General features: G+C 76.0%; 21 protein-coding genes. 10 read left to right on the top strand and 11 right to left on the bottom strand.

What is annotated here, in order from left to right; all coding sequences use genetic code 11:
* Positions 1-411: 411 nt before the first annotated feature.
* Together BLQ97_RS18180 and BLQ97_RS18185 are read right to left on the bottom strand one after the other, a co-directional pair.
* Positions 412-867 carry an alpha/beta hydrolase gene (locus tag BLQ97_RS18180; protein ID WP_091367448.1) on the bottom strand — a complete coding sequence of 152 codons (456 nt, stop codon included), beginning with the start codon at positions 865-867 and terminating at the stop codon, positions 412-414.
* Between the two features lie 26 nt (positions 868-893).
* Positions 894-1,187: a DUF4287 domain-containing protein gene (locus BLQ97_RS18185; RefSeq protein ID WP_091367449.1), complete on the bottom strand. Its 294-nt coding sequence runs from the start codon at positions 1,185-1,187 to the stop codon at positions 894-896.
* A gap of 244 nt (positions 1,188-1,431) precedes the next feature.
* Here BLQ97_RS18185 and BLQ97_RS18190 point away from each other — a divergent pair, with 244 nt between their 5' ends.
* The 3 genes from BLQ97_RS18190 (at position 1,432) to BLQ97_RS18200 (ending at position 4,990) form a co-directional block, all read left to right on the top strand.
* Entirely contained in the window at positions 1,432-2,844 is a 1,413-nt protein-coding gene (locus tag BLQ97_RS18190) for a hemolysin family protein (RefSeq protein WP_091367450.1), read from the top strand.
* Positions 2,841-3,860 (top strand): CNNM domain-containing protein, encoded by a 1,020-nt coding sequence (locus BLQ97_RS18195; RefSeq protein ID WP_091367451.1) that lies wholly within the window; start codon positions 2,841-2,843, stop codon positions 3,858-3,860. The genes BLQ97_RS18190 and BLQ97_RS18195 overlap by 4 nt, the downstream gene beginning before the upstream one ends.
* A gap of 92 nt (positions 3,861-3,952) precedes the next feature.
* Positions 3,953-4,990: an alcohol dehydrogenase catalytic domain-containing protein gene (locus tag BLQ97_RS18200; RefSeq protein WP_091367907.1), complete on the top strand. Its 1,038-nt coding sequence runs from the start codon at positions 3,953-3,955 to the stop codon at positions 4,988-4,990.
* Between the two features lie 302 nt (positions 4,991-5,292).
* On the opposite strand, the gene BLQ97_RS18205 is transcribed toward BLQ97_RS18200, so the two are convergent.
* Positions 5,293-6,243 (bottom strand): EamA family transporter, encoded by a 951-nt coding sequence (locus BLQ97_RS18205; protein WP_245692423.1) that lies wholly within the window; start codon positions 6,241-6,243, stop codon positions 5,293-5,295.
* A 90-nt stretch (positions 6,244-6,333) separates the two neighbouring features.
* Between BLQ97_RS18205 and BLQ97_RS18210 the strand changes: the two genes are divergently transcribed.
* Complete coding sequence (locus BLQ97_RS18210; RefSeq protein ID WP_091367453.1) at positions 6,334-7,230, top strand: LysR family transcriptional regulator; 897 nt, start codon at positions 6,334-6,336, stop codon at positions 7,228-7,230.
* Positions 7,231-7,331: 101 nt separating this feature from the next.
* Positions 7,332-7,511, top strand: a complete 180-nt coding sequence (locus tag BLQ97_RS18215; protein WP_091367454.1) for a hypothetical protein — start codon at positions 7,332-7,334, stop codon at positions 7,509-7,511.
* A 118-nt stretch (positions 7,512-7,629) separates the two neighbouring features.
* Here the strand turns inward: BLQ97_RS18215 and BLQ97_RS18220 are convergent, their stop codons facing one another.
* Positions 7,630-8,757 carry a glycosyltransferase gene (locus BLQ97_RS18220; protein ID WP_091367455.1) on the bottom strand — a complete coding sequence of 376 codons (1,128 nt, stop codon included), beginning with the start codon at positions 8,755-8,757 and terminating at the stop codon, positions 7,630-7,632.
* A 258-nt stretch (positions 8,758-9,015) separates the two neighbouring features.
* On the opposite strand from BLQ97_RS18220, the gene BLQ97_RS18225 reads away from it, so the two are divergent.
* Positions 9,016-9,951, top strand: coding sequence for a patatin-like phospholipase family protein (locus BLQ97_RS18225; protein ID WP_091367456.1), 936 nt, complete (start codon positions 9,016-9,018; stop codon positions 9,949-9,951).
* A gap of 117 nt (positions 9,952-10,068) precedes the next feature.
* Here BLQ97_RS18225 and BLQ97_RS18230 read toward each other — a convergent pair whose 3' ends face one another.
* From BLQ97_RS18230 to BLQ97_RS18250, 5 genes are all read right to left on the bottom strand, one after another.
* The gene (locus tag BLQ97_RS18230) at positions 10,069-11,058 is read right to left on the bottom strand and encodes an iron-siderophore ABC transporter substrate-binding protein (RefSeq protein ID WP_091367457.1); all 990 of its coding nucleotides are present in this window, start codon (positions 11,056-11,058) and stop codon (positions 10,069-10,071) included.
* An 82-nt stretch (positions 11,059-11,140) separates the two neighbouring features.
* The gene (locus BLQ97_RS18235; RefSeq protein ID WP_091367458.1) at positions 11,141-11,569 is read right to left on the bottom strand and encodes a GlcG/HbpS family heme-binding protein; all 429 of its coding nucleotides are present in this window, start codon (positions 11,567-11,569) and stop codon (positions 11,141-11,143) included.
* A gap of 41 nt (positions 11,570-11,610) precedes the next feature.
* On the bottom strand, positions 11,611-13,839 hold the full coding sequence (locus tag BLQ97_RS18240) for a malate synthase G (RefSeq protein ID WP_091367909.1): 2,229 nt from the start codon (positions 13,837-13,839) through the stop codon (positions 11,611-11,613).
* On the bottom strand, positions 13,832-14,329 hold the full coding sequence (locus tag BLQ97_RS18245; RefSeq protein ID WP_091367459.1) for a hypothetical protein: 498 nt from the start codon (positions 14,327-14,329) through the stop codon (positions 13,832-13,834). The genes BLQ97_RS18240 and BLQ97_RS18245 overlap by 8 nt, the downstream gene beginning before the upstream one ends.
* A 135-nt stretch (positions 14,330-14,464) precedes the next feature.
* Positions 14,465-15,193: an enoyl-CoA hydratase/isomerase family protein gene (locus BLQ97_RS18250; RefSeq protein ID WP_091367460.1), complete on the bottom strand. Its 729-nt coding sequence runs from the start codon at positions 15,191-15,193 to the stop codon at positions 14,465-14,467.
* Between the two features lie 179 nt (positions 15,194-15,372).
* Between BLQ97_RS18250 and BLQ97_RS18255 the strand changes: the two genes are divergently transcribed.
* Positions 15,373-15,990, top strand: coding sequence for a sensor histidine kinase (locus BLQ97_RS18255; RefSeq protein ID WP_091367461.1), 618 nt, complete (start codon positions 15,373-15,375; stop codon positions 15,988-15,990).
* 130 nt (positions 15,991-16,120) lie between these two features.
* The gene (locus BLQ97_RS18260; RefSeq protein WP_091367462.1) at positions 16,121-16,684 is read left to right on the top strand and encodes a DoxX family protein; all 564 of its coding nucleotides are present in this window, start codon (positions 16,121-16,123) and stop codon (positions 16,682-16,684) included.
* Between the two features lie 13 nt (positions 16,685-16,697).
* Here BLQ97_RS18260 and BLQ97_RS18265 read toward each other — a convergent pair whose 3' ends face one another.
* Positions 16,698-17,369 (bottom strand): HAD family hydrolase, encoded by a 672-nt coding sequence (locus tag BLQ97_RS18265; RefSeq protein ID WP_245692427.1) that lies wholly within the window; start codon positions 17,367-17,369, stop codon positions 16,698-16,700.
* Positions 17,370-17,679: 310 nt separating this feature from the next.
* Between BLQ97_RS18265 and BLQ97_RS18270 the strand changes: the two genes are divergently transcribed.
* Positions 17,680-19,026: an NAD-dependent succinate-semialdehyde dehydrogenase gene (locus tag BLQ97_RS18270; protein WP_091367463.1), complete on the top strand. Its 1,347-nt coding sequence runs from the start codon at positions 17,680-17,682 to the stop codon at positions 19,024-19,026.
* A 405-nt stretch (positions 19,027-19,431) separates the two neighbouring features.
* Positions 19,432-21,198 (top strand): BCCT family transporter, encoded by a 1,767-nt coding sequence (locus tag BLQ97_RS18275; RefSeq protein WP_245692430.1) that lies wholly within the window; start codon positions 19,432-19,434, stop codon positions 21,196-21,198.
* 80 nt (positions 21,199-21,278) lie between these two features.
* Here BLQ97_RS18275 and BLQ97_RS18280 read toward each other — a convergent pair whose 3' ends face one another.
* Positions 21,279-21,890: a TetR/AcrR family transcriptional regulator gene (locus tag BLQ97_RS18280; RefSeq protein ID WP_091367465.1), complete on the bottom strand. Its 612-nt coding sequence runs from the start codon at positions 21,888-21,890 to the stop codon at positions 21,279-21,281.
* Positions 21,891-21,958: the final 68 nt, after the last annotated feature.

Consider the following 21,958-nt stretch of genomic DNA (forward strand, 5'->3'; position numbering starts at 1 on the left):
CAGGGGCGGCGGCAGGCGGGTCGAGTGGGCTGCGTGCACCGGGAGGGAACGACCGAGCCTGGTGTGTCACTCTCGGCGTCGTGCAGCGGAACCATGACACGTCTGCGCGACCGGCAACAGCACTCTGCTCGTCGGCGGACTTCGCATCCGGGGCCGGACCGACGTGGCTGTGGACGTCTGCGGTGAGCGCGCAGGACGAGTGACCGTGGTGCGCCTGGACGACCCGTCTGTGCGTGCCGGCCGCGGGCAGGAGGTCCCGGCGGGTGGCTCACCCGCCCGCTCGGCCCGCCGGCTCCCGCTGCAGGAACCCGGCCACGAGGTCGGCCATGGCCGGCGGGTCCCAGCTGTGCTGGGCGCCGGCGACCTCTGCCCGGGTCGCGTGCGGCAGGGCGGCCGCCCGCGAGGCGGCCGCTAGTGCGCCACGGCGCCGGCGCGGTCCCCGGCGTCCAGCAGCCGGTAGAGCTCCGCGGTCCACTCCGGGACGCCTCCCGCTGCCGGGTCGAGCGGGGCCTCGAACAGGACCAGGCCGTCCACCGGCAGACCGTCGGTCGCGGCCCGCAGTGCGATGGCGCACCCGGAGGAGTGGCCGCACAGCGTGGCCCGGCCGCCGGCCAGCTCGACCAGCGCGGCGATGGCGGCCAGCTCGTCGGCGAGGTCGACGCGTCCCTCGCGGAAGCTGTCGGCCCTGCCCACGCGGTCGTGGACGACGGTCGTGAAGCCACGCTCGGCCAGGAGCCCGGCCGTCTCACTCGTCTGCGGGTCGATCGCGCGGAAGGGTCCCGCGCCGGCGACGAGGACGACGGCCGGACCCTCGCCGCGGCGCTCGTAGCCCACGGTGTCGCCGCGGGACGTGGTCACGTGCTCCACGGCGGGAGCCGCTCCTCCAGGGGGCATCAGGCGTCGCCGGTCCGGGCCGCGATGCCGTCGAGCCGCAGCACCGCGGACTCGTCGCGGTGGGAGCCGGTCGTCCCGACGTGCGTCTCGCTGATCTGCGGGCCCTTGGTGATCACGTGGACCAGCGCCATGCCGTGACCGCGGCCGAGGCCGAAGTCCTCCGTCAACCAGTCCAGGATCGGACCGGCCTTCGTGCCGGGGCCGAAGCCGCGCGCCGCGGCGAGGTCGACGAGCTCCTGCGGGGTCCTCCCCGTCTTCTGCTCGGCCGCGTCGAGGTAGGCCTGGAACGACATGGGTCGCCTCCGGATCGTCCGTGGGTCGTCGCGGTGTGGACCTCCGCTCGTGTCGGGACTCATCGGGGCGGGCGCCGCCGCCGTCCGCCCCCATGGCTGCCTGCGGTGGAACAGCGCGTTCCGCTCGTCCGTTGTCCGACAGGGCAGCGTCGCCCGGTCCTGCCACCCCGTCGAAGAGAGCCATGAGTCCCTATCACAGTCCCCAGGCCGCGTCCCCCGTCTCCGGTGAGGGGGTGCGCGGCCGGTGACCGAAGTGCTCTCCCTGCTGCTGGGTGTCGCGGTGGTCCTCGGGATCACCGTGCTCACCGGGTACTTCGTGGCCCAGGAGTTCGCCTACATGGCGGTCGACCGCGCCACGCTGGCCGCCCGCGCCGAGGCGGGTGACGCCGCCGCCGAGCGGGCCCTGACCGTCACCCGCCGCACCTCGTTCATGCTGTCCGGCGCGCAGCTGGGCATCACCGTCACCGGGCTGCTGGTCGGCTACGTCGCCGAGCCGCTCATCGGCGAGTCCCTCGGCGCCTTGCTCGGCGGGGTCGGCATCCCGACCGCGGTCGGCGTCGGGATCGGCGCGGTCCTCGCGCTGCTGTTCTCCACCGTCGTGCAGATGCTCTTCGGCGAGCTGTTCCCGAAGAACCTCGCGATCGCCCGCCCGGAGCCGGTGGCCCGCTGGCTGGGTGCGTCCACCACCGGCTACCTGAAGGTGTTCGGCCCGCTGATCTGGGTGTTCGACCAGGCGTCGAACCTGCTCCTGCGGGCGCTGAGGATCGAGCCGGTGCACGACGTCGAGCACGCCGCCACCGCCCGCGACCTGGAGCACATCGTCGAGGAGTCCCGGGAGAGCGGCGACCTGCCCGCGGAGCTGTCGATGCTGGTCGACCGGATCCTGGACTTCCCCGACCGGGACGTCGAGCACGCGATGATCCCCCGCCCGCGGGTGGGCACCGTCCCCACCACCGACACCGTGGGTCGCCTGCGCGAGCTGATGGCCGCCGGGCACTCCCGCTACCCGGTGCTCGACCCCGGCACCGGTGACGTGGCGGGCGTGGTGCACCTGGCCGACCTGCTCACCACCACCGAGCCCGACGACGCGCCGGTGACCGCGATCGCCCGCGAGTGCCTGGTCGTGTCCGCGTACACCTCGCTGCCCGATGCGCTGCGCCAGCTCACCGACACCGGCAACCAGCTGGCCTGCGTGATCGACGAGTACGGCGGCTTCGCGGGCGTGATCACGCTCGAGGACCTCGCCGAGGAGCTGGTCGGGGAGATCACCGACGAGCACGACGCCGACGTCGACCCCGAGTACGTGCCCGTGGAGGGCGACGGCGTGTGGGAGATGGCCGGCGACGTGCACGTCGACGAGGTCGAGCGCGCGCTGGCCGTGGACCTGCCCCGCGGGCCCTACGAGACGATCGCCGGCCTGGTCATCGCCGCGGCCGGCACGCTGCCCGAGCCCGGCACGCGGCTGACCGTCGAGCTGCCCCCGGACCCGGGCGACCTGGTGCACGACGACGAGCCGGCGCCGCGGGCGCTGCACGTGCAGGTGCTGGCCGTCGACCGGCACGTGCCCTCCCGGGTGCGGCTGGAGCTGCCCGACCGGGATCACCCCACCGCCGCCGCCGACGGCGCGGCCCCCGTCCCCGAGGAGTCCGCCCGATGAGTGACAACCCCGTCGTGGTCGTCGCCGCCACCGTCGTCATCGTCGCGCTGTCCGCCTTCTTCGTGGCGGTGGAGTTCGCCGTGCTCGCGGCCAAGCGGCACCGGCTGGAGGAGGCCGCACCGGCCAGCCGCTCGGCCCGGGCGGCGCTGCGCAACTCCAGCGAGCTGACCCTGCTGCTGGCCGGCTCGCAGCTGGGCATCACCGCGGCCACCCTGGCCCTGGGGGCGATCAGCAAGCCGGCGGTGCACCACTGGCTGACCCCGCTGTTCGAGACGTGGGGCCTGCCGCTGGTCGCCGCCGACGTCGCCGGGTTCGTCCTGGCGCTGCTCGTGGTGACCTTCATCCACCTGGTGGTCGGGGAGATGGCCCCGAAGTCGTGGGCGATCGCGCACCCGGAGCGGTCGGCCACGCTGCTGGCGGGGCCGATGCGGGCGTTCATGGCGGTGTTCCGGCCGCTGCTGCGGGCGCTGAACGCCGCGGCCAACGCCCTGGTGCGCCGGGTGGGGGTGGAGCCGGCCGACGAGGTCGCCGTCGGGCACAGCCCCGACGCGCTGCGCCACCTGGTGGAGCACTCGGCCAACGTCGGCGCGCTCGACGCCCGCTTCTCCGCGCAGATCTCCGGTGCGCTGGAGCTCGAGCGGATGACCGTCCGCGAGCTGGTCACCACCGACGCGCCGCTGGTCGCGGTGGCCGCCGACGCCGGGGTCGGCGCGGTGCGCGCGGCCACCCGGCGCACCGGGCACCTGCGCATCCTGCTCGGCGACCGGGCCCGGCTGAGCGGCGTGGTGCACGTCCGCGACACCCTCACCGCGCCCGACGAGGCGGCCGCGGCGTCCTTCGCCCGGCCGGTGTTCGCCCTCGAGGCCGACACCACCGTGCACGCCGCGCTCAAGGCGATGCGGGAGACCCGCAACCACCTGGCCGTGGTCACCGACGGCGGCGCGGTGCTCGGCGTGATCACGCTGTCGGACGTCCTGCGCCGGCTGTTCCCGCAGCCGGAGGCCACCGCCGCCTGACCGCCGGGAACGGTCGGGGGGACGGACCTGGCGCGAGCGTCGGGCCACCCCGACCGATCGGGGTCGCGGCGACGGGCTGGCAGCATGTGGCGGTGCGCGCGGTGGTCGTCGACTCGGTCCGAGCCCTGCCCCGGGTCCGGGAGGTGGCCGACCCCACGCCGCCGTCCGGCGGGGTGGTGCTGCGGGTGACGGCCACGGGCGTGTGCCGCAGCGACTGGCACGCCTGGGCGGGGCACGACGAGGTCGTGTTCCCGCACGTGCCGGGCCACGAGCTCGCCGGGGAGGTGGTCGAGGTCGGTGCCGGCGTCACCCGCTGGCGTCCCGGCGACCGGGTGACCGTCCCCTTCGTCTGCGGCTGCGGACGCTGCGAGTGGTGCCGGGCCGGGGAGGCCCAGGTCTGCCCGGACCAGCAGCAGCCCGGCTTCACCCACTGGGGGTCCTTCGCCGAGTACGTCGCCCTGCACGCGGCCGACACCAACCTGGTGCGCATCCCCGACGGGGTCGAGCCCACCGCCGCGGCCGCGCTGGGGTGCCGGTTCGCCACGGCCTACCGCGCCCTGGTCGGCCGCGCGCGGGTCGGCGAGGGGGAGTGGGTGACCGTGGTGGGTGCGGGCGGCGTGGGACTGAGCGCGGTCGTGGTCGCCCGCTCGCTGGGAGCCCGGGTGGTGGCGGTGGACCGCAACCCCGAGGCCCTCGCCGTGGCCGCCGGGCTCGGCGCCGAGCACACGGTGCACACCGACGGCCGCGACGTCCCGGCGGCCGTCCTGGACCTCACCCGCGGCGGCAGCCACGTCGCCGTCGACGCGGTGGGCAGTGAGCAGACCTGCGCCGACTCGATCCTGAGCCTGCGCCGGCGCGGGCGGCACGTGCAGGTCGGGCTGCTGCCACCGGTCGACGGGCACCCGCGGGTACCGATGGCGCGGGCGATCGGCTGGGAACTGGACCTGCTGGGCAGCCACGGGATGGCCGCGGCCGACTACCCGGCGATGATGGCGCTCGTCGAGCGCGGTGCGCTGCAGCCGCAGCGGCTGGTCGAGCGCACGATCGGCCTGGAGGAGGCGGCCGCCCTGCTGCCCGTGTTCGACCGGGCGACGGTCGCCGGGATGACCGTGGTCGACCCCGCCCGCTGAGGCGGGACACGAGCCGGGGACGACGACCCGGGCCCCCGGAGGCGGCGGTCGCCGGTCAGCCAGGGCCCTCCGCGCGGGGACCCGGGGGAGGGCCGGCGGCGTCGTCCTCGGGAGCACTGACGGTCCTGGCCATCGCCCTGGTCAGCAGGCCGGCCGCGACGCTCGCGGCCGCTGCCAGCGCAGCTCGGAGCAGGCGGTGTCTGCCGTTCACGGCCACCTCCCGGGGAGGGCTGTGACCGCTTCCTACTCCGGTGGCTCCACCCCTTCAACCACGTGTCGGGCCCCGGACGCCGCTGCGCCGCTCACGACGGCAGGGCCGGCTCCTCCTCGGGGGCGGGTTCCCGGCCGGCGGCGGACCGCGACCGCCGGTCGTCCGCCGGACGCTGCGCGCAGAGCGTGGAGCCGATGCTGGCCGCCACGACCACTCCCACGGCCACGGCCTCGCCCGCCCCGAGCGGCTGGCCCAGCAGCACCCACCCGGCCGTCGCCGCGATGGCCGGCTCCAGGCTGAGGAGGACGCCGAAGACGCTCGGGGGCAGCCGCCGCAGCGCGGACAGCTCCAGCGTGTAGGGCACGACCGAGGCCAGCAGGGCGGTGGCCACCCCGATCAGGAGGAGGGTCGGCCGGTCGACCGCCGTCACCGCGCCGGCGGCCCCCAACGGCACGAGGGCGAGCGCACCCACCCCGAGAGCGACCGCGAGACCGCCCTGCCCGGGCACGACCGCCCCCACCCGGGCGCTGGCCAGGACGTACCCGGCCCAGAACGCCCCGGCCAGCAGCGCGCAGAGGACGCCGACGCGGTCCAGCCCGGGCCCGGCGCCGCCCTCGGCGGCCAGCCCGAGGAGGAGGACGCCGGCCGCGGCCAGCAGCACCCACCCGAGGTCGCGCACCCGCCGGGAGAGGACGGCGGCGAGGACGAGCGGGCCGAGGAACTCGATGGTGACGGCGGTGCCCAGCGGGATGCGCGCGATGGCGGCGTAGAAGAAGCCGTTCATCCCGGCCAGGCTCAGCCCGAACACGACCACCGCCGTCCACTGCTGCCGGGTCCACCGGTGGGCGTGCGGGCGGGTGACGACCAGGAGCAGGACCGCGGCGACCAGCAGGCGCAGCAGTGTCACCCCCGCACTGCCCATGGATGGGAACAGCTGGGCGGCACCGGCGGCGCCCACCTGCAGCGAGACGCAGGAACCCAGCACCATCAGGACGGCCGGTCCGCGGCCGGTCGGGGACGTGGTCACGGCGGCGGCAGGCACCCCTCGAGCGTCGGTCATGCACACTACGTCGGTCCAGCGAATCATTCCGGACTGTGTTCGTCAGCCCAGCTGGACGATGGGGGAGGGGCCGTGCTCGACGTCCACCGGCTGCGCCTGCTCCGGGAACTGCAGCGCCGCGGCACGCTGGCCGAGGTCGCCCGGGCCCTGTCGTACAGCCCGTCGGCGATCAGCCAGCAGCTGTCCCAGCTCGAGGCCGAGACCGGGGTGCGGCTCCTGGAGCGGGTCGGCCGCGGCGTCCGGCTGACCGAGCAGGCCCGCATCCTGGTCCGGCACACCGACGTCGTCCTCGAGCGGCTGGAGCTGGCCGAGGCGGAGCTGGCCGCCTCGCTCACCGAGGTCGGCGGCACCCTGCGCGTCGCCTCCTTCCAGAGCGTGCTGCTCACCCTCATCCCGACCGCGCTCACCCGACTCGCCGAGCGGCACCCCCGCCTGCGGGTCGAGATGACGCAGCGGCAGCCCCAGCAGGCCTTCGCCGGGCTGCTCACCCACGACTTCGACGTCGTCCTCGGCGAGGAGTACGCGGGCGAGCCGGGCGTGGCGGTGTCCGGGGTGGACGAGGAGGACCTGCTGCACGACGAGATCCGGCTCGCCCTGCCGCGGGACGGCCGGTGGAGCGACCCGGGCGCGGCCCTCGGCGAGCTGGCCGGCGCGCCCTGGGTCCTCGACCCCGCCGACTCCCCACCGGGCCGGTGGGCCCGCGCGCTGTGCCGGGGTGCCGGCTTCGAGCCCGACGTCCGGTTCGACAGCCCCGACTACCTCCTCCACGTCCACCTCGTCGAGACCGGACACGCCCTCGCCCTCCTGCCGGACCTGCTCTGGACCGATCGGCGCGCCGACCTGCAGCTGGTCCCCCTCCCCGGGCGACCCACCCGACGGCTGTTCACCGGGGTCCGCCGCGGCGCCGCAGGCCACCCGGCGGTGCGGGCGTTCCGGGCGAGCCTGCGCGCGGCCCTGGGGGGCGCCTGACCGTCCCGGCGTGGTGGCTCCCGGGCCTTGCCACGACGGACGTGGACGGTCGACAGTCGGTGGACGCGACGCCCGGACCCCACCTGTCCCGGGAGGACGGAATGGCCGACTACACCGCGACCGCCATCAGCGAGGGCGACCACTTCGTGATCGACGTGCCGGGTGTCGGGACCACCGAGGCCGGCCGCGTCGAGGACGTCGAGGAGATGGCGCTCGAGCTGGTCGTCGCCAGGACCCACGCCGCCCGCGAGGACGTGCACCTCGACCTGCGCATCCTCTGACCGGCCGTGGCGGGCGCGCCCGGCCAGGTCGGCAGCGCCGTGGACGCCGGACACGACCCGTCCCGCCGAAGCAGGTACGACGCACGTGCTGTGTCACCTCGAGGCGTGGCAGCCCGGATCAGACGCCCAGGCCTGCCCACACCGCATCCGCGTCGGGCATCGCGACGATCTCGTCGCGGATGCGCTCGGCGGCCGCGCGGAAGGCCGGGTCGCCGGTCACCTCCGCGGCCGCGGCCCGGATCGTGGCGACGGCGTAGTCCTCGGGGGCGACGACCACCCCGGCGCCGGCCCTCGCCAGCAGGGCGGCGTTCTGGGGCTGGTCGGTCCCTCGAGGCAGGGCGACCTGGGGCACGCCGTGCACGAGGCCGCCCAGCATCGTGCCCGACCCGCTGTGGGAGACCAGCAGGTCGGCCCGCTCGAGCAGGGCGGCCTGTGGCACGAACTCCGTGACCACGGCGTTGGCCGGCACCGGGCCCAGGTCGTCGGGGTCGACCCGGCGCCCGGTCGTCGCGACCACGACACCGTCGCACCCCTCCAGGGCCGCGAGCCCGGTCCTGAAGTCGGTGGTGTTGCTGTTCTTCACCGTGCCGAGGGTGAAGTAGACGAGGGGCCGGTCACTCGCCAGGACCTCCGCCACGTCGGGCGGCACCGGGCCTGCCTCGCCGGCGCTCGGGCGCAGCGGGACCGCCCCCGGCCACGGCGGCGGTCCGTCGGGCCGCATCGAGGGTGGGGAGAGGTCGAGCGCCGGAGCGGTCGAGACCTGGTCCCACAGCTGAGGCTCGCCGATCGCGGCACCCGTGAAGCCGATGAGGTGGGCGTAGAACGGGAACATCGGCCCGATGCCGTGCGCCGCGCTCGACACCCCGAGCTGCCGGCACAGCAGAGGTCCCGCCATCTCGAGCACCTCGTGGACGACGAGGTCGGGGCGCCACGTCCGTGTCAGGACGACCAGGTCGGCGAACCGGGCGAGAGCCGGTGTGCCGAACAACGCCACCAGCCCGTCCGTCCGCTTCTGCTCCTCCGGCGTACCCGTGTCGGACCAGATCACCTCGTGGGCCGACCAGCACGACGCCCAGGACGGTCCGACGGGTCGGACGTCGAGCCCCCGGGCGGTCAGCGGACCCACCAGGTCGGGACCGGTGGCGACCCGGACCTCGTGGCCGGCGCGCTCGGCGGCCCGGATCAACGGCATCATCGGCAGGGCGTGGCCGTACGCCGGGGACGAGGTGAACAGCACCCGCGCCATCGATCCAGGATGCCAGGGCTGCCGCCTGCGGTGGGCGCGTCGCCGGGGAACCGGTCCTCCGGGCCGCCTCACCGGTCGGAACGCGGTTGCCCGGCGAGGAGCCGACGTGCCACCGTCCGTCGACCGGACCCGACCGGGAGGAGGTGAGCCCCGTGCACGCAGTCCCCGCAGCGGGTGCTCCACGGCAGCCCACGATCCCGCGATCGGGCTAGCCGCCCCCAGGAGCGCCCGCCACGCACCCCGCGAGAGGCGACTCCCATGAGCACGAACCCCCACCCGACCCCGCCCATCCCGACGACGCCCGCCCCGACCCCGCCCACCGGGTCGGGCGCCGGTGGGACGGCGCTGGTCCTCGGCGGCGGCGGGTCGACCGGCAACGCCTGGCTGATCGGCGTCGTCGCCGGCCTGCTCGACGGCGGCCTGGACGTCACCGACGCCGACCTGCTCGTCGGGACGTCGGCCGGCGCCACCGCCGCGGCCCAGCTGACCGGCGCGACCCCGGCCGACCTGCTCGACGGCATCCTCAGCGCTCCGCCGCCAGGGACCGGTCCGGGCGCCCCCGGGCGGTCGGCGGACGACCACCTCGCCTGGCTGCAGGAGGTGATCGCGACCGCCGGGGACGCCGCCGACCTGCGCCGCCGGGTGGGCGCGGCCCTCCTCGAGCGGACCGCGGCGTCCGACGGCTCCGGGCAGGCACGCTGGCGCGCCACCGTCGCCGCCCGGCTGCCGGTCCGGCGCTGGCCGGACCGGCGGCTGCTCCTCACGGCGGTCGACGCCCGCACCGGCGAGCCCGTCGTCCTGGACCGGCACAGCGGCGTCGACCTGGTGGACGCCGTGGCCGCCAGCTGCGCCGGTGGGTTCGCCTACGGCGCCGGCGGCCGCTGGTACGTCGACGGCGGCTACCGCGCCAACGCCGAGAACGCCGACCTGGCCGCCGGTTGCGCGCGGGTGCTGGTGCTCTCCCCGCTCGGCGGCAGGGCGCTGACCCCGGTGGCCTGGGGCACGCACCTCACGACGCAGGTCGCCGCGCTGCGGGCCGGCGGCAGCCGGGTCGGGACGGTCGTCCCGGACGGCGACTCCGGACACCTGTTCGGCGCGAACGCCCTGGACGTGTCGCTGCGACCGCTCGCCGCCCGGGCCGGGTACGACCGGGGCAGGGCGCTGGCCGGGCCGCTCGCCGACCTGTGGCTCTGACACCCGGGCGGACGCGGCAACAGGTTGCTCCGGGGAGCGACACGCACCCCGGCCCCTACCGCGGCCTCGTGCAGGGCGGCGCCGACCCCGCGGCGCGCGGCCCGGCCGGCCGGCGGCTCAGCCGAGGGCCGGGACCGCGGTGGACGGGTCGCCGTCGTCGAGCAGGTAGGGCAGCGACAGCGGGCTGCCGAAGCCGAGGGCGGCGGACACGTCGCCGGAGTAGCCGCCGAGCAGCACCGTGCGGTCCTCGGTGACCACGTCGAGGGCGGCGAGCAGCGTGTCGGCGTCGGCGTCCGCCCGGTCGTACCCGTTCACCGCCAGCACGTCGGCCTCCAGCAGGTCCAGCCGCTCCAGGCTGACGTCGGTGCTGGCGTCGGGGACGGCGAACCCGAGGTCGGTGAAGAACTGCGTGCGCAGGTCGTCCGCGCCGAGCAGGTAGTGGCCCGACCCGACACCGGTCAGGTCGAGCGCGAGCGAGCTGCCGGCGAAGCCGGGGTTGTCCTCGACCGCCTGCGCGAAGCGGCCCTCGACGTCGTCGACGAGCTGCTGGGCCTCCTTCTCGCGGCCGAGGGCCCGGCCGGTGAGCAGGGTCTGCTCCTGCCACGGCGTGGCGCCGTCGGCGTACTCGTCGGTCTGCGCGAGCGTCGGCGCGATGCCCGACAGCTGCTCGTAGACCGTCTCGTCCATGAACGAGTAGACGCCCACGATCAGGTCGGGCTCCAGGGCGGCGACCGCCTCGACGTCGATCTCCGCGCCCCCGACGGTCGGGATCTCCTCCGCCGGGAGCAGCTCCTGGGCCCACGGGCGGGTCGCGGCGTCGTAGTCGCCCAGGAGCTCGCGCTCGCCGACCGGGGTCACGCCCAGGGCCAGCACGACGTCCTGGTCGTTGAAGCCGACGGTGACCACGCGCTGCGGCTCGGCGGGGATCTCGGTGGTGCCGAACCGGTTCTCGATGCTGACCGGGAAGCCGGGCGCGGCGGAGGTCCCGGCGGCCGACGCGGACGCGTCGTCCTCCGCGCCGCACGCGGTCAGCCCCCCGGTGAGGGCCAGGACGGCGAGGGGGAGGGCGAGACGGGACGGGCGCGGCAGGGACGACCTCTTCGACATGCGGTGAGGTTAGCCTCACCTCACTCGGCGCTCGTCGCGGGTCCAGCCGAGGACGCGGCGGTCCCCGGCCGGACCCCGGCGCTCAGTCCGGCTGCGCCTGCAGGCCGGCCGCCTCGACGCCGGCGACGGCGGCCGCCTCGTCGTTGTCCGAGGTGTCCCCGGAGACGCCGACGGCGCCGAGCAGCGTCCCGGACCCGTCCCGGACGAGCACGCCGCCCGGGACCGGGACCAGCGAGCCGCCCACCGCCGCGGTCGCGGCGGCGATGAAGTACGGCTGCTGCTCGGCGCGCGCCATGAGGGCCCGGGACCCCAGGCCCAGGGCGATCGCCCCGTGCGCCTTGCCGAACGCGATCTCGAACCGCTTGGTGGACGAGCCGTCCTCGCGCTCGGCGGCCACCACGTGACCCCCGGCGTCGAGGACGACGACGGTCAGCGGCTTGAACCCCTTCTCGCGGGCGGCGGCCCGCGCTCCCTCGACGACGGTGCGGGCGGTCTGCAGGTCGATGGCCATGGCGGCTCCTCTGGTCGGGTGCGGGTGGTGGCGGAGGCGGGTCAGGACGCCGGGCTCGGCGCGCCGTCGGCGACGACGGCCTCGCGGGCCTGCTCCTCGTCCCCGCCCGCGCCGGCCTTGGCCTGCTGCCGCCACGTGGTCAGGGCCCGCTCGGTGTAGCCGTTGGGCTCCCGCCGGCCGGAGAAGACCAGGTCGAGCGCGGCCTGGAACGACGGGCTGCCCTCGAGGTCGGCGCACATCGGCCGGTAGCCGGGCTCACCGGCGTTCTGCTCGTCGACCACCGCCGCCATCCGGGCGAAGGTCTCGCGCACCTGGCCCTCCTCGACCAGCCCGTGGTGCAGCCAGTTGGCGATCTGCTGGCTGGAGATCCGCAGCGTCGCCCGGTCCTCCATGAGGCCGACGCCCTCCAGGTTCGGCACGGTCGAGCAGCCGATCCCCAGCCCGACCCAGCGGACCACGTAGCCCAGGATCGACTGCGCGTTGGTCTCCAGCTCGTGGCGCCGGTCCTCCTCGGAGAGGTCACCGCCGCCGTTCGGCAGCACGGGCGGCACCAGCAGGCCGCGCCGATCGGCCAGTGGACGCTTCGCCAGCTCCTCCTGCACCGCGAGCACGTCGGTCTCCAGGTAGTGCAGCGCGTGCAGCGTCGCGGCGGTCGGCGAGGGCACCCACGCGGTGTTCGCCCCGGCCCGCGGGTGCCCGCCCTTGGTGTCGAGCATCTCGCGCATGGCGGCGGGCTTGGCCCACATGCCCTTGCCGATCTGCGCCTGCCCGGCGAAGCCGGCCCGCAGCGCCACGTCGACGTTGCGGTCCTCGTAGGTCGTCAGCCAGGTCTGCGAGCGCTGGTCGTCCTTGCGGACCACGGGGCCGGCCTCGAAGTCGGTGTGGATCTCGTCGCCGGTGCGGTCGAGGAAGCCGGTGTTGACGAAGATGACCCGGTCGGCCGCGCGGGCGATGCAGGCCTCCAGGTTCACCGAGGTCCGCTTCTCCTCGTCCATGAGGCCGATCTTGAGCGTGGTCGGCTCGAGGTCGAGGGCCTGCTCCACGGCGGTGAGCAGCTCCACCGACAGGGACACCTCGTCGGGGCCGTGCATCTTCGGCTTGACGATGTAGACGCTGCCGGTGCGGGTGTTGCTGTGGCGGGCCTGCCCGCGCAGGTCGTACAGCGCGGCGACGGCGGAGACCAGGGCGTCGAGGACCTCCTCCAGGATCGGCTCCCCCCCGGCGGTGCGGACGGCGTCCAGGCGCATGTGGTGGCCCACGTTGCGCACCAGCAGCAGCGACCGCCCGGGCAGGGTCAGCTCCCCGCCGTCGGCGCCGACGTAGGTGCGGTCCCCGTGCACCTCGCGGGTCACCGTCCGGCCGCCCTTGCCGAAGGTCGCCGTCAGCTCGCCGGTGCGCAGCCCCAGCCACGTGCGGTAGGCGCCGACCTTGTCCGGGCCGTCCACCGTGGCGACCGAGTCCTCCAGGTCCACGATCGTGCTCACCGCCGACTCCAGCACGGCGTCGGACACCCCGGCGTGGTGCTGGGTGCCCACCCGCGTCGACGGGTCGATGGTCAGCTCCAGGTGCAGGCCGTTGCGGCGCAGCAGCACCGCCGCCGGGCGGTCGCCGTCCCCGGGCCGGTGGCCGGCGAACTGCGCGGGGTCGGCCAGCCCGGTGCTGCCCGCCGACGTGTCGACGGCGAGCTCGCCGGGGGAGGGCACCCGGTAGGCGACGACGTCGGCGTGGCTGCCCTCGGCGAGCGGGAAGAAGCGGTCGAGCAGCCGGTCGGCCTCGGCGATGACCTGCGCGCCGCGGCGCTCGTCGTAGCCCGGTGCCAGCTCGTGCTCGGTCGGGAGGGCGTCGGTGCCGTAGAGGGCGTCGTACAGCGACCCCCAGCGGGCGTTCGCGGCGTTGAGCGCATACCGCGGCACCGTGGCCGGCACCACGAGCTGCGGGCCGGGCACCTCGGCGATCTCCCGGTCGACCCGGGTGACGGAGACCCGGGGCTCCTCCACCGGCAGCAGGTAGCCGATCTCGGTGAGGAACGCCTCCAGCGCCTCGACGTCGCCGGCGCCGTGCTCGCGGTGCCAGCCGTCGATCTGCTGCTGCAGCTCGTCGCGGCGGGCCAGCAGCTGGTCGACCCGCCCGGCGAACCGCTCGTTCAGCTCGGCGAGCGTCGACCAGAACCAGGCCGGCTCCAGGTCGAGGCCGGCCAGCAGCTCGCCGGCCACGAAGTCGCGCAGTTCGGGGTCGACCTGCAGTCCACCGGTAGCGCTTGCGTCACTCACGATCTCCACCCTCGTCCCTGTCGTCCGCCGGGACACCCCGTCCCGCTGGTGGAGTCTCCTTCCCGGCGAGGGTCGCGGTTGCACCTCCCCTCCGCGCAGCGGGCCCGCGGGTGGCCGCGGTCCCCGTCGCGGGCCACCGGCCGCCGTCCCGGAGCGGCTCTCCCGGGTGCGTCCCGCCCGGCCCCGCCTCGCCGGTCACCGGCAACCCGCCGGCCCGGTCGCCCGTCCCGGCCGGCCGGGGCCGGTGGCGCCACAGCGCCCAGCCGAGGGCGGTGGCGGCGGCCAGGGCCAGCCCGGCGGCGACCGCGCCGAAGAGCACCAGGAAGACGGCGGTCCAGCCGCCCGCGACCACCCAGCCGGGCTCGTCCCCGCACCCGCGCCGCACCCGGACGCGCGCCGCGGCCCGCTGGGCGGCGGTCGGCTCCGGGGCGGTCGCGGACCAGTGCCGCAGGACGTCGTCCCAGATCCGCCGTTCCCGCTCGTCGAGCACGTCTCTCCCTCCCGTTCCTGCGCTCCACCGTCCCGCGCCCGGGCAGGGGACCGCGACGGGGTCGACCGGTCGGGTCGCGCACGCGGTGGTTGCCGACGGTCGGCAAGGAGGGCCGGGCCGCCCCGGAGGGTCGCCTCAGCGGCGGGTGAGCGCGGCGAGCGCGGCCTCGATGCGCCGCCGCGTGTCCTCGGCGGTCCACCCGCCGACGACGGCCGCGTCGTCCCCGGCTGCCGCCTCGATCGCCGCGTCCGCCGGGCGGTGCAGCGCGGCCTTGGCCAGCCGGTAGGACCCCGGCGAGCGGGCGGCCAGCTCGCCGGCCAGCGCGACCGCCCGCGGCAGCAGCTCGTCCGGCCCGGTCAGCTCGTCGGCCACGCCGAGCGCCAGCGCCCGCTCCGGGTCCACGGTCCCCGCCCCGAGCAGCACCCGGCCCGCGCGGGGACCGAGCGCGTGCCGGACGATCTCCAGGGCGGCCGTCGGGAACGGGACGCCGACGGCGAGCTCGGTCAGCCCGATCCGTCCGCCCGACACCAGCCGCAGGTCGCAGGTCAGGGCCAGCACGCAGCCGCCGGCGATCGCGTGCCCGTTGACCGCCGCGACCGTGGGCCGGGGGTGGTCGAACACGGCGCGGAACGTGCGCGTGAGCGCCGTCAGGAGCGCCTCGGTGTAGGAGCGGCCGCCGTCCAGGACGCGCCGCAGGTCCACCCCGGCGGAGAACGACGAGCCGCTGCCGGTGACGACCAGCGCCCGGTCGGACGCGGTGACGGCCTCGGTGAGGGCGTCCAGCAGCTCCACGTCGAGCGCGCCGACCCGGCCGTGCTCGATGCGCAGGACGACGACGTCCCCCCGGTCCTCGGCGACCAGCACCCGGCCGACATCCCCGGGTCGCGGTCCGGCCACACCCGTGCGGCTCGAGGAGCGGGTCGGTGACCGGGGGCGGAACCCGGTGCCCGGTGCCGGTCGTTCCCCGGGTGCTCCTGCCGGTCGGCCGGAGCCCGGGCGGTCACGCCGGCCGCCCACGGAAGCCAACGGAACGGAGCCCCCTCGTGCCAGTCCAGCAGCACGCCGCCGGAGCCGTCGACGTCCGGGACGCGCACGGTGCCCTCGTCCGCGAGGCCACCCTGGTGCACGCGCGGGCCCGCGCCGCCGAGCACCTGGTCCGGGAGGACCCGGTGGCCGCCGCGCGCGCCCTGCGCGGCCTGACCCGGTCCAGCGGTGCCGTCGTCGACGCGCTGCGCGTGACCGCCCCGCCGGCCGCGGGGGACACCGGCTCGGTCGCGCTGGCCGACCTGGTGGGCGGCTTCCGTGCCTCGGGCGGCACGGTCCGCTTCGCCGCCTCCGGCCCCGAGCAGCGACTGACCCCCGGGGGCGAGGCGGCGGTCCGCTGCGTGCTGGGGGAGGTGCTGGCGGCCGCGCGGGGGTCCGGGACGCTGTCGGTGTCGCTCACCTGGTCGCCGTCGCACCTCGACCTGCTGGTCGTGCTGACCCCGCCGCCCTCCGGCCGGGGCCGGGCTCCGGTCACCGCCGACGACCTGGTGCGCTCCGCCGACGCGGTGCACGACGCCGGCGGGACCGTGCGGCTGGAGCTGCCGGCCACCGGTGGGTCCGTCGTCGTCGCCTCCCTCCCCGTGCCCTCCGGCGGGGGGCCGGGGAGCGGGGGCTGACCCGCCTGTCCGTCACCTGCGTCCCGGCGCCCCCGCCACGCGGCGGCGAGGGCCACGGCGGCGCTCGGGCAGACAGGGGTGCGGCGCTCGGGCAGGCTGTCCCCACGCACCGGAACACCGAGGAGGGGACATGGGCATCGGACGTCTGGGGGCGCGGCTCCTGATCGGCGGGCTGTTCGTCGGTCACGGCACGCAGAAGCTCCTCGGCTGGTTCGGCGGCCCGGGCCGGGCGGGCACCGAGGGCATGATGGAGGCGCTGGAGATGCGGCCGGCGAAGGTGCACGCCACGCTCGCCGGGGCCACCGAGACCGCCGCCGGCGCGCTGCTGGCCGCCGGGCTGGCCACGCCGCTGGCGGCGTCGGCGATCACCGGCGTGATGACCACCGCCATCCGCAAGGTGCACCTGCCCAACGGCCCGTGGAACGCCAACGGCGGGTGGGAGTACAACGCGGTCCTCATCGGCGCGGTGACGGCGCTGGCCGAGACCGGGCCCGGCGAGCTCTCGCTCGACCACGCGCTGGGCATCGAGCGGCGCGGGCCGGCCTGGGCGCTCGCCGCGCTGGCCACCGGGGTGGCCACGTCCTTCCTCACCGTGGAGCTCGGCCGCCGCGGCCGCCCGGGCGTCACCGCCGCCCCGGTTGGGGCGGCCGCGCCGGAGGACACCGCCGGGGACCCCACCACCCGCGGCGCCTGACCGCGCGGCGGCCTCAGCCCCCGAGGGTCACCAGGAGCCCGTGCAGGTCGTCGACCTCCACCGCCGGGACGGGGCCGTCCCCGTCCAGGTGGTGGCCGGGCCGGCGGAGGCGGACGACGGGGATCCCGGCCTCGAGCGCGCCGCGCACGTCGCGGGCCGAGCTCGCCACGTGCACGAGCGCGCCGGCGGAGGCCCGGGCGCGGTGGTAGATGTCCACGGACGGCTTGTAGGCGCGCAGCCGCTCGGAGGTGAGGACCTCGGCGTCCCGGGCGAGCGCCGCGACGCGGGTGCGGGCGAACACGTCGTCGTCGACGTTGGACAGCACGCCGGTGCGCCGGCGCCGGGCGATGGCGGGCAGGCCGGTGGCGACGTCGGGCCACAGCGGCCAGTCGCCCACGCTGCCGAGGACCTCCCCGACGTCCGCGTCCGGGTCCCCGGCGAGGCCCAGCTCGGCGTAGGCGCCCGCGAGCGCCCGCCGGCAGTGCTGGGCGAAGGGCACCCACGTCGTCAGGTCGCGCTGCGAGGCCTTGTTGCGCCGGTCCCACACGTCGTGGACCCGCTCGCCGGTGACCGGCCACCCGCGCCGGCGCGCGAGGTCGGTGAACACCGCCGACGCGCCCGTCCGCGAGTCCAGCAGCGCGCTGAACAGGTCGAAGGTGACGAGCGCGTCGCCGGGCAGGTCCACCGGGGTCTCCTCCAGGGTGCCGACGTCGGGCCGGCGGCGGGCAGCCCGCCGGGCGGTCGAGCCGGCCGGGGCAGTACCCCACCGACGCGGTGCGGACCCGGTGCCGGCCACCCGGGTGGGACCCCGGGACGATGTGGCGTGCGCCACCCGGGCACGGTGGACGGATCGGCAGGGGTGAGCCGGAGCACAGCGTGCCTAGGCTCCCTCGACGGCCGTCCCCGGCCGGGCGCACGAGGCGAGCGGGTGCGCCGCCGGGCCACCCGGCCGACGCCCGCCCGGGGACACCCGCAGGACACGAGGAGGAGCGAGGATGACGCAGGTGCAGTACGAGGTGCTCGACCCCCGCACGGGGGAGACCGTCAGCAGCGTCCCGGTGGCGACCGACGAGGAGGTCGCGCAGGCTGTCGCGGCGGCGGCCGCCGCGCACCGGGAGTGGGCGCGCCGGACGCCGGCCGAGCGGGCCGCGGTGGTGCGCCGCGTGGGTGAGCTGCACCGCGAGCGCGCCGACGAGCTCGCGGCGGTCATCGAGCGGGAGATGGGCAAGCCGCACGCCGACGGCGTCGGTGAGGTGGAGTTCTCCGCCGACATCTACGAGTACTACGCCGACCACGCGGAGGAGTTCCTCGCCGACGAGCCGATCGAGGTGACGTCGGGGGAGGGGACGGCGCTGATCCGGCGCGCCTCGGTGGGCACGGTGCTGGGGATCATGCCGTGGAACTACCCCTACTACCAGGTCGCCCGCTTCGCCGCGCCGAACCTGGTCACCGGCAACACCGTGCTGCTCAAGCACGCCCCGCAGTGCCCGGAGTCCGCCGCCGCCATCGCGCAGCTCTTCCGCGACGCCGGGGCGCCGGAGGGCGTCTACGTCAACGTCTACGCCAGCAACGAGCAGGTGGAGACGATCATCGCCGCCCCCACCGTGCGCGGGGTGTCGCTGACCGGCTCCGAGCGGGCGGGCGCGGCGGTGGCAGCCACCGCCGGCAGGCACCTGAAGAAGGTGGTGCTCGAGCTCGGCGGCTCCGACCCGTTCATCGTGCTGAGCACCGACGACGTCGCGGCCACCGCCGAGGCGGCGGTGGCGGCGCGGATGGAGAACACCGGACAGGCCTGCAACGCGGCCAAGCGGGTCATCGTCGTCGACGGGCTCTACGACGAGTTCGTCGAGGCCTTCCGGACCAGGCTGCTGGCGGCGGGGCCGGAGGCGCCGCTGTCCTCGCCTCGGGCGGCGGCGAACCTGGCCGAGCAGGTCGACCGGGCGGTCGCGCAGGGCGCGCGGCTGGAGACCAGCGGCGAGCGGTCGGGCGCGTTCTTCCCCGCCGGGCTGCTCACCGAGGTGGGCCCGGACAACGACGTCTACCGCCAGGAGCTGTTCGGCCCGGTCGCCCAGGTGTACCGGGCCCGCGACGAGCAGCACGCGGTCGAGCTGGCCAACGACACCCCCTACGGGCTGGGGTCCTACGTGTTCACCACCGACCCCGAGCAGGCGATGCGGGTGGCCGACGCCCTCGACACCGGCATGGTGTTCATCAACGGCGTCGGCGCCGAGGGCGCGGAGCTGCCCTTCGGCGGCACGAAGCGCTCGGGCTTCGGTCGGGAGCTCGGCCGGCTGGGTATGGACGAGTTCGTCAACAAGAAGCTCATCCGCACCGTCGCCTGACCCCGGTGCCCCGCGACCCGGCGTGCCGGGCCGCGGGGCACCCGCCCCGGTGTGTGGAGGACGTCGCGGACCCGTTCCAGCCACGTCACACGAGGTGGCTCCGGCGTGCGACTGTGTAAACGATCACACCCGGGCCTTGTCCCCACGTCCGCACTCTGGTTCCCTCATGCGAAGCCGGTCTCGGATGACGCAACACAGGGATAGGGGAGTGTCATGGAGCAACCGCGCAGGCAGGTCTCGCTTCCCCGGCAGACAGGACAGTCGACGGCCCGGGACGGGGAACCCACGGGGGGCGGCGGCACCGTCGGTGAGGAGCAACCCGCGGCGGGCTCGGGCGCGAGCACGGCCGAGCTCCACCCGGCGATCGCCGAACCGCCTCCCTGCGTCGCCGACCGGCACTGGGCCGTGGACCGGGTCCTGTTCGCCGTCGCCGCGGCCATGGCGCTGGGCTTCGTCGTCTGGGGCTTCGTGTCGCCCACGGGCCTCGGCACCGCCAGCGGCTCGGTCCTCGGCTGGATCACCGGCAACCTCGGCTGGCTGTTCGTGCTGCTGGCGTCGGGGTTCGTCGTCTACGTGATCTGGCTGGCGGCGGGCAAGTACGGGCGCATCCCGCTGGGACGCGACGACGAGCGGCCGGAGTTCCGCACCATCTCCTGGATCGCGATGATGTTCAGCGCCGGCATGGGCATCGGGCTGATGTTCTTCGGGGTCGCCGAGCCGCTGTCGCACTTCGTCGCCCCGCCGCCGCTCACGGCCCAGCCCGAGACGTCCGAGGCGATCCAGACGGCGATGGCGACGACGCTGTTCCACTGGACGCTGCACCCGTGGGCCATGTACGCCGTCGTCGGGCTGGCCATCGCCTACGGCACCTTCCGCAAGGGGCGCCGGCAGCTGATCAGCTCGGCGTTCATCCCGCTGCTCGGACGGCGGCGCGCCGAGGGCCCGGTCGGCCGCGTCATCGACGTCCTGGCCATCTTCGCGACGCTGTTCGGCTCGGCGGCCTCCCTCGGTCTCGGTGCCCTGCAGATCGGCAGCGGCGTGGAGATCCTCGGCTGGGCCGGGGACGTCGGCAACGGCGTCCTGGTCGCGATCATCGCGGTGCTGACCGCCGCCTTCGTCGCCTCCGCCGTCTCCGGCATCGAGCGCGGCATCCAGTGGCTGTCCAACACCAACATGGTCCTGGCCCTGGTGCTCGCCGTGTTCGTCTTCGTGCTCGGGCCGACGATCTTCATCCTCAACCTGATCCCCGACGCGGTCGGCAGCTACTTCTCCGACCTCGGCGAGATGGCCGCGCGCACCGAGGCCACCGGCGGCGACGCGATGGCCACCTGGCTGCGCGGCTGGACCGTCTTCTACTGGGCCTGGTGGATCAGCTGGACGCCGTTCGTCGGGCTGTTCATCGCCCGGATCAGCCGCGGCCGCACCATCCGGCAGTTCGTCACCGGCGTGCTCCTGGTGCCCAGCCTGGTCAGCCTGCTGTGGTTCGCCGTCTTCGGCGGGGCCGGGATCGCCGCCCAGCGCGACGGCCTCGACGTGGCCGGTCAGGGCACCACGGAGGGGCAGCTGTTCGCCGTCCTGGAGCAGTACCCCTGGGCCACCGCCGCGACCGTGCTGGTGATGGTGCTCGTGGCGATCTTCTTCGTGTCCGGCGCGGACGCGGCCTCGATCGTCATGGGCTCGCTCTCGCAGCGCGGCACCCTGGAGCCCAGCCGCTGGGTCGTCGTCTTCTGGGGCGTGGTGATGGGCTCCGTCGCCGCGATCATGCTGCTCCTCGGGGAGGACGGCGCCGCGCTCACCGGGCTGCAGAACCTGACGATCATCGCGGCGCTGCCGTTCGCCCTGGTGATGGCGGCGATGGCGGTCAGCCTGGTCAAGGACCTGCGCCTGGACCCGATCGTGCTGCGCGGCAGCTACGCCACCGTGGCGATCGAGCAGGCCGTCGTCGACGGCATCCGGCGCCACGGCGACGACTTCGTCCTGGTGGTGGAGCCGGCCCCGGGCACCGGGGCGCCCGACGCCGCGCGGCCGGCGCCCGCGGAGCCCGAGTCGCCCGGTCGCCGCACGGTCAGCCCCAGCGGCAACTTCGTGGCCCCGCAGGCCGTCCCGCCGGTCGCCGAGGGCAGCCAGCCCCGGGCGGAGACGGTCGGCCGTCCGCAGGACCCGCGCGAGTAGTCGCCGACCCGTCGACGGAGGCCCCGGGTGGGGGAGCGACCGCTCCCCCACCCGGGGCCTCCGTGCCGCGGGGCGGCGGCTCAGCCGGGAGGCTGTCCGACCCGCAGCCGGCCCGCGAGCCAGTCGGCTGCCGCGCGCCGTGCGCGCCGCACCGGGTCTCCGGTGTCGAGTCCGGGGGTGGCCGCCTGGCGAGCCAGGCGGGCCAGCGCCCCGTCGTAGAGGGCCAGCAGGCCGTCGGCGACCTCGGTGGGGTCGCCGGCCCCGGCGTCGGCGGCCAGCCGTCGGAGCCGCTCGGTCAGCAGCCGCGAGTCGGCGGCCAGCCACCGGTGGCCGGGGTGGCCCGGGGGCAGCTCGGTCGCCGCGGCGAGGAACGCGCACCCGCGGCGGCTGCCCTCGGCCGCCCGGAAGCGCACGACGGCGTCGAACACCGACAGCAGCCGGTCGACGGGGTCGGTCCGCTCGCCGAGGACGTCGTCCCAGCTCTGCTGCCAGCGCCGGAAGCGCCGCTCCAGAGAGGCGGCCACCAGGTCGTCCTTACCGGCGAAGTGGGCGTACAGGGTGGCCGGTGAGACCCGCGCGCGCGCCAGGACGGCGTCGACCCCGGTCGCGGCGATCCCCGACGCGGAGAACAGCTCGCCGGCGGCGTCGAGCAGGCGCTCACGGGCCGGTGGGGTCGCGGCGGCCGGGGGCACGCCCTACCGTAACGATCGTTGTGCTGAAACGATCGTTACGGCCGACGGGCCGGCGCCCACACCCGCTG

Source organism: Geodermatophilus telluris (assembly GCF_900102745.1).
GTDB lineage: Bacteria > Actinomycetota > Actinomycetes > Mycobacteriales > Geodermatophilaceae > Geodermatophilus > Geodermatophilus telluris.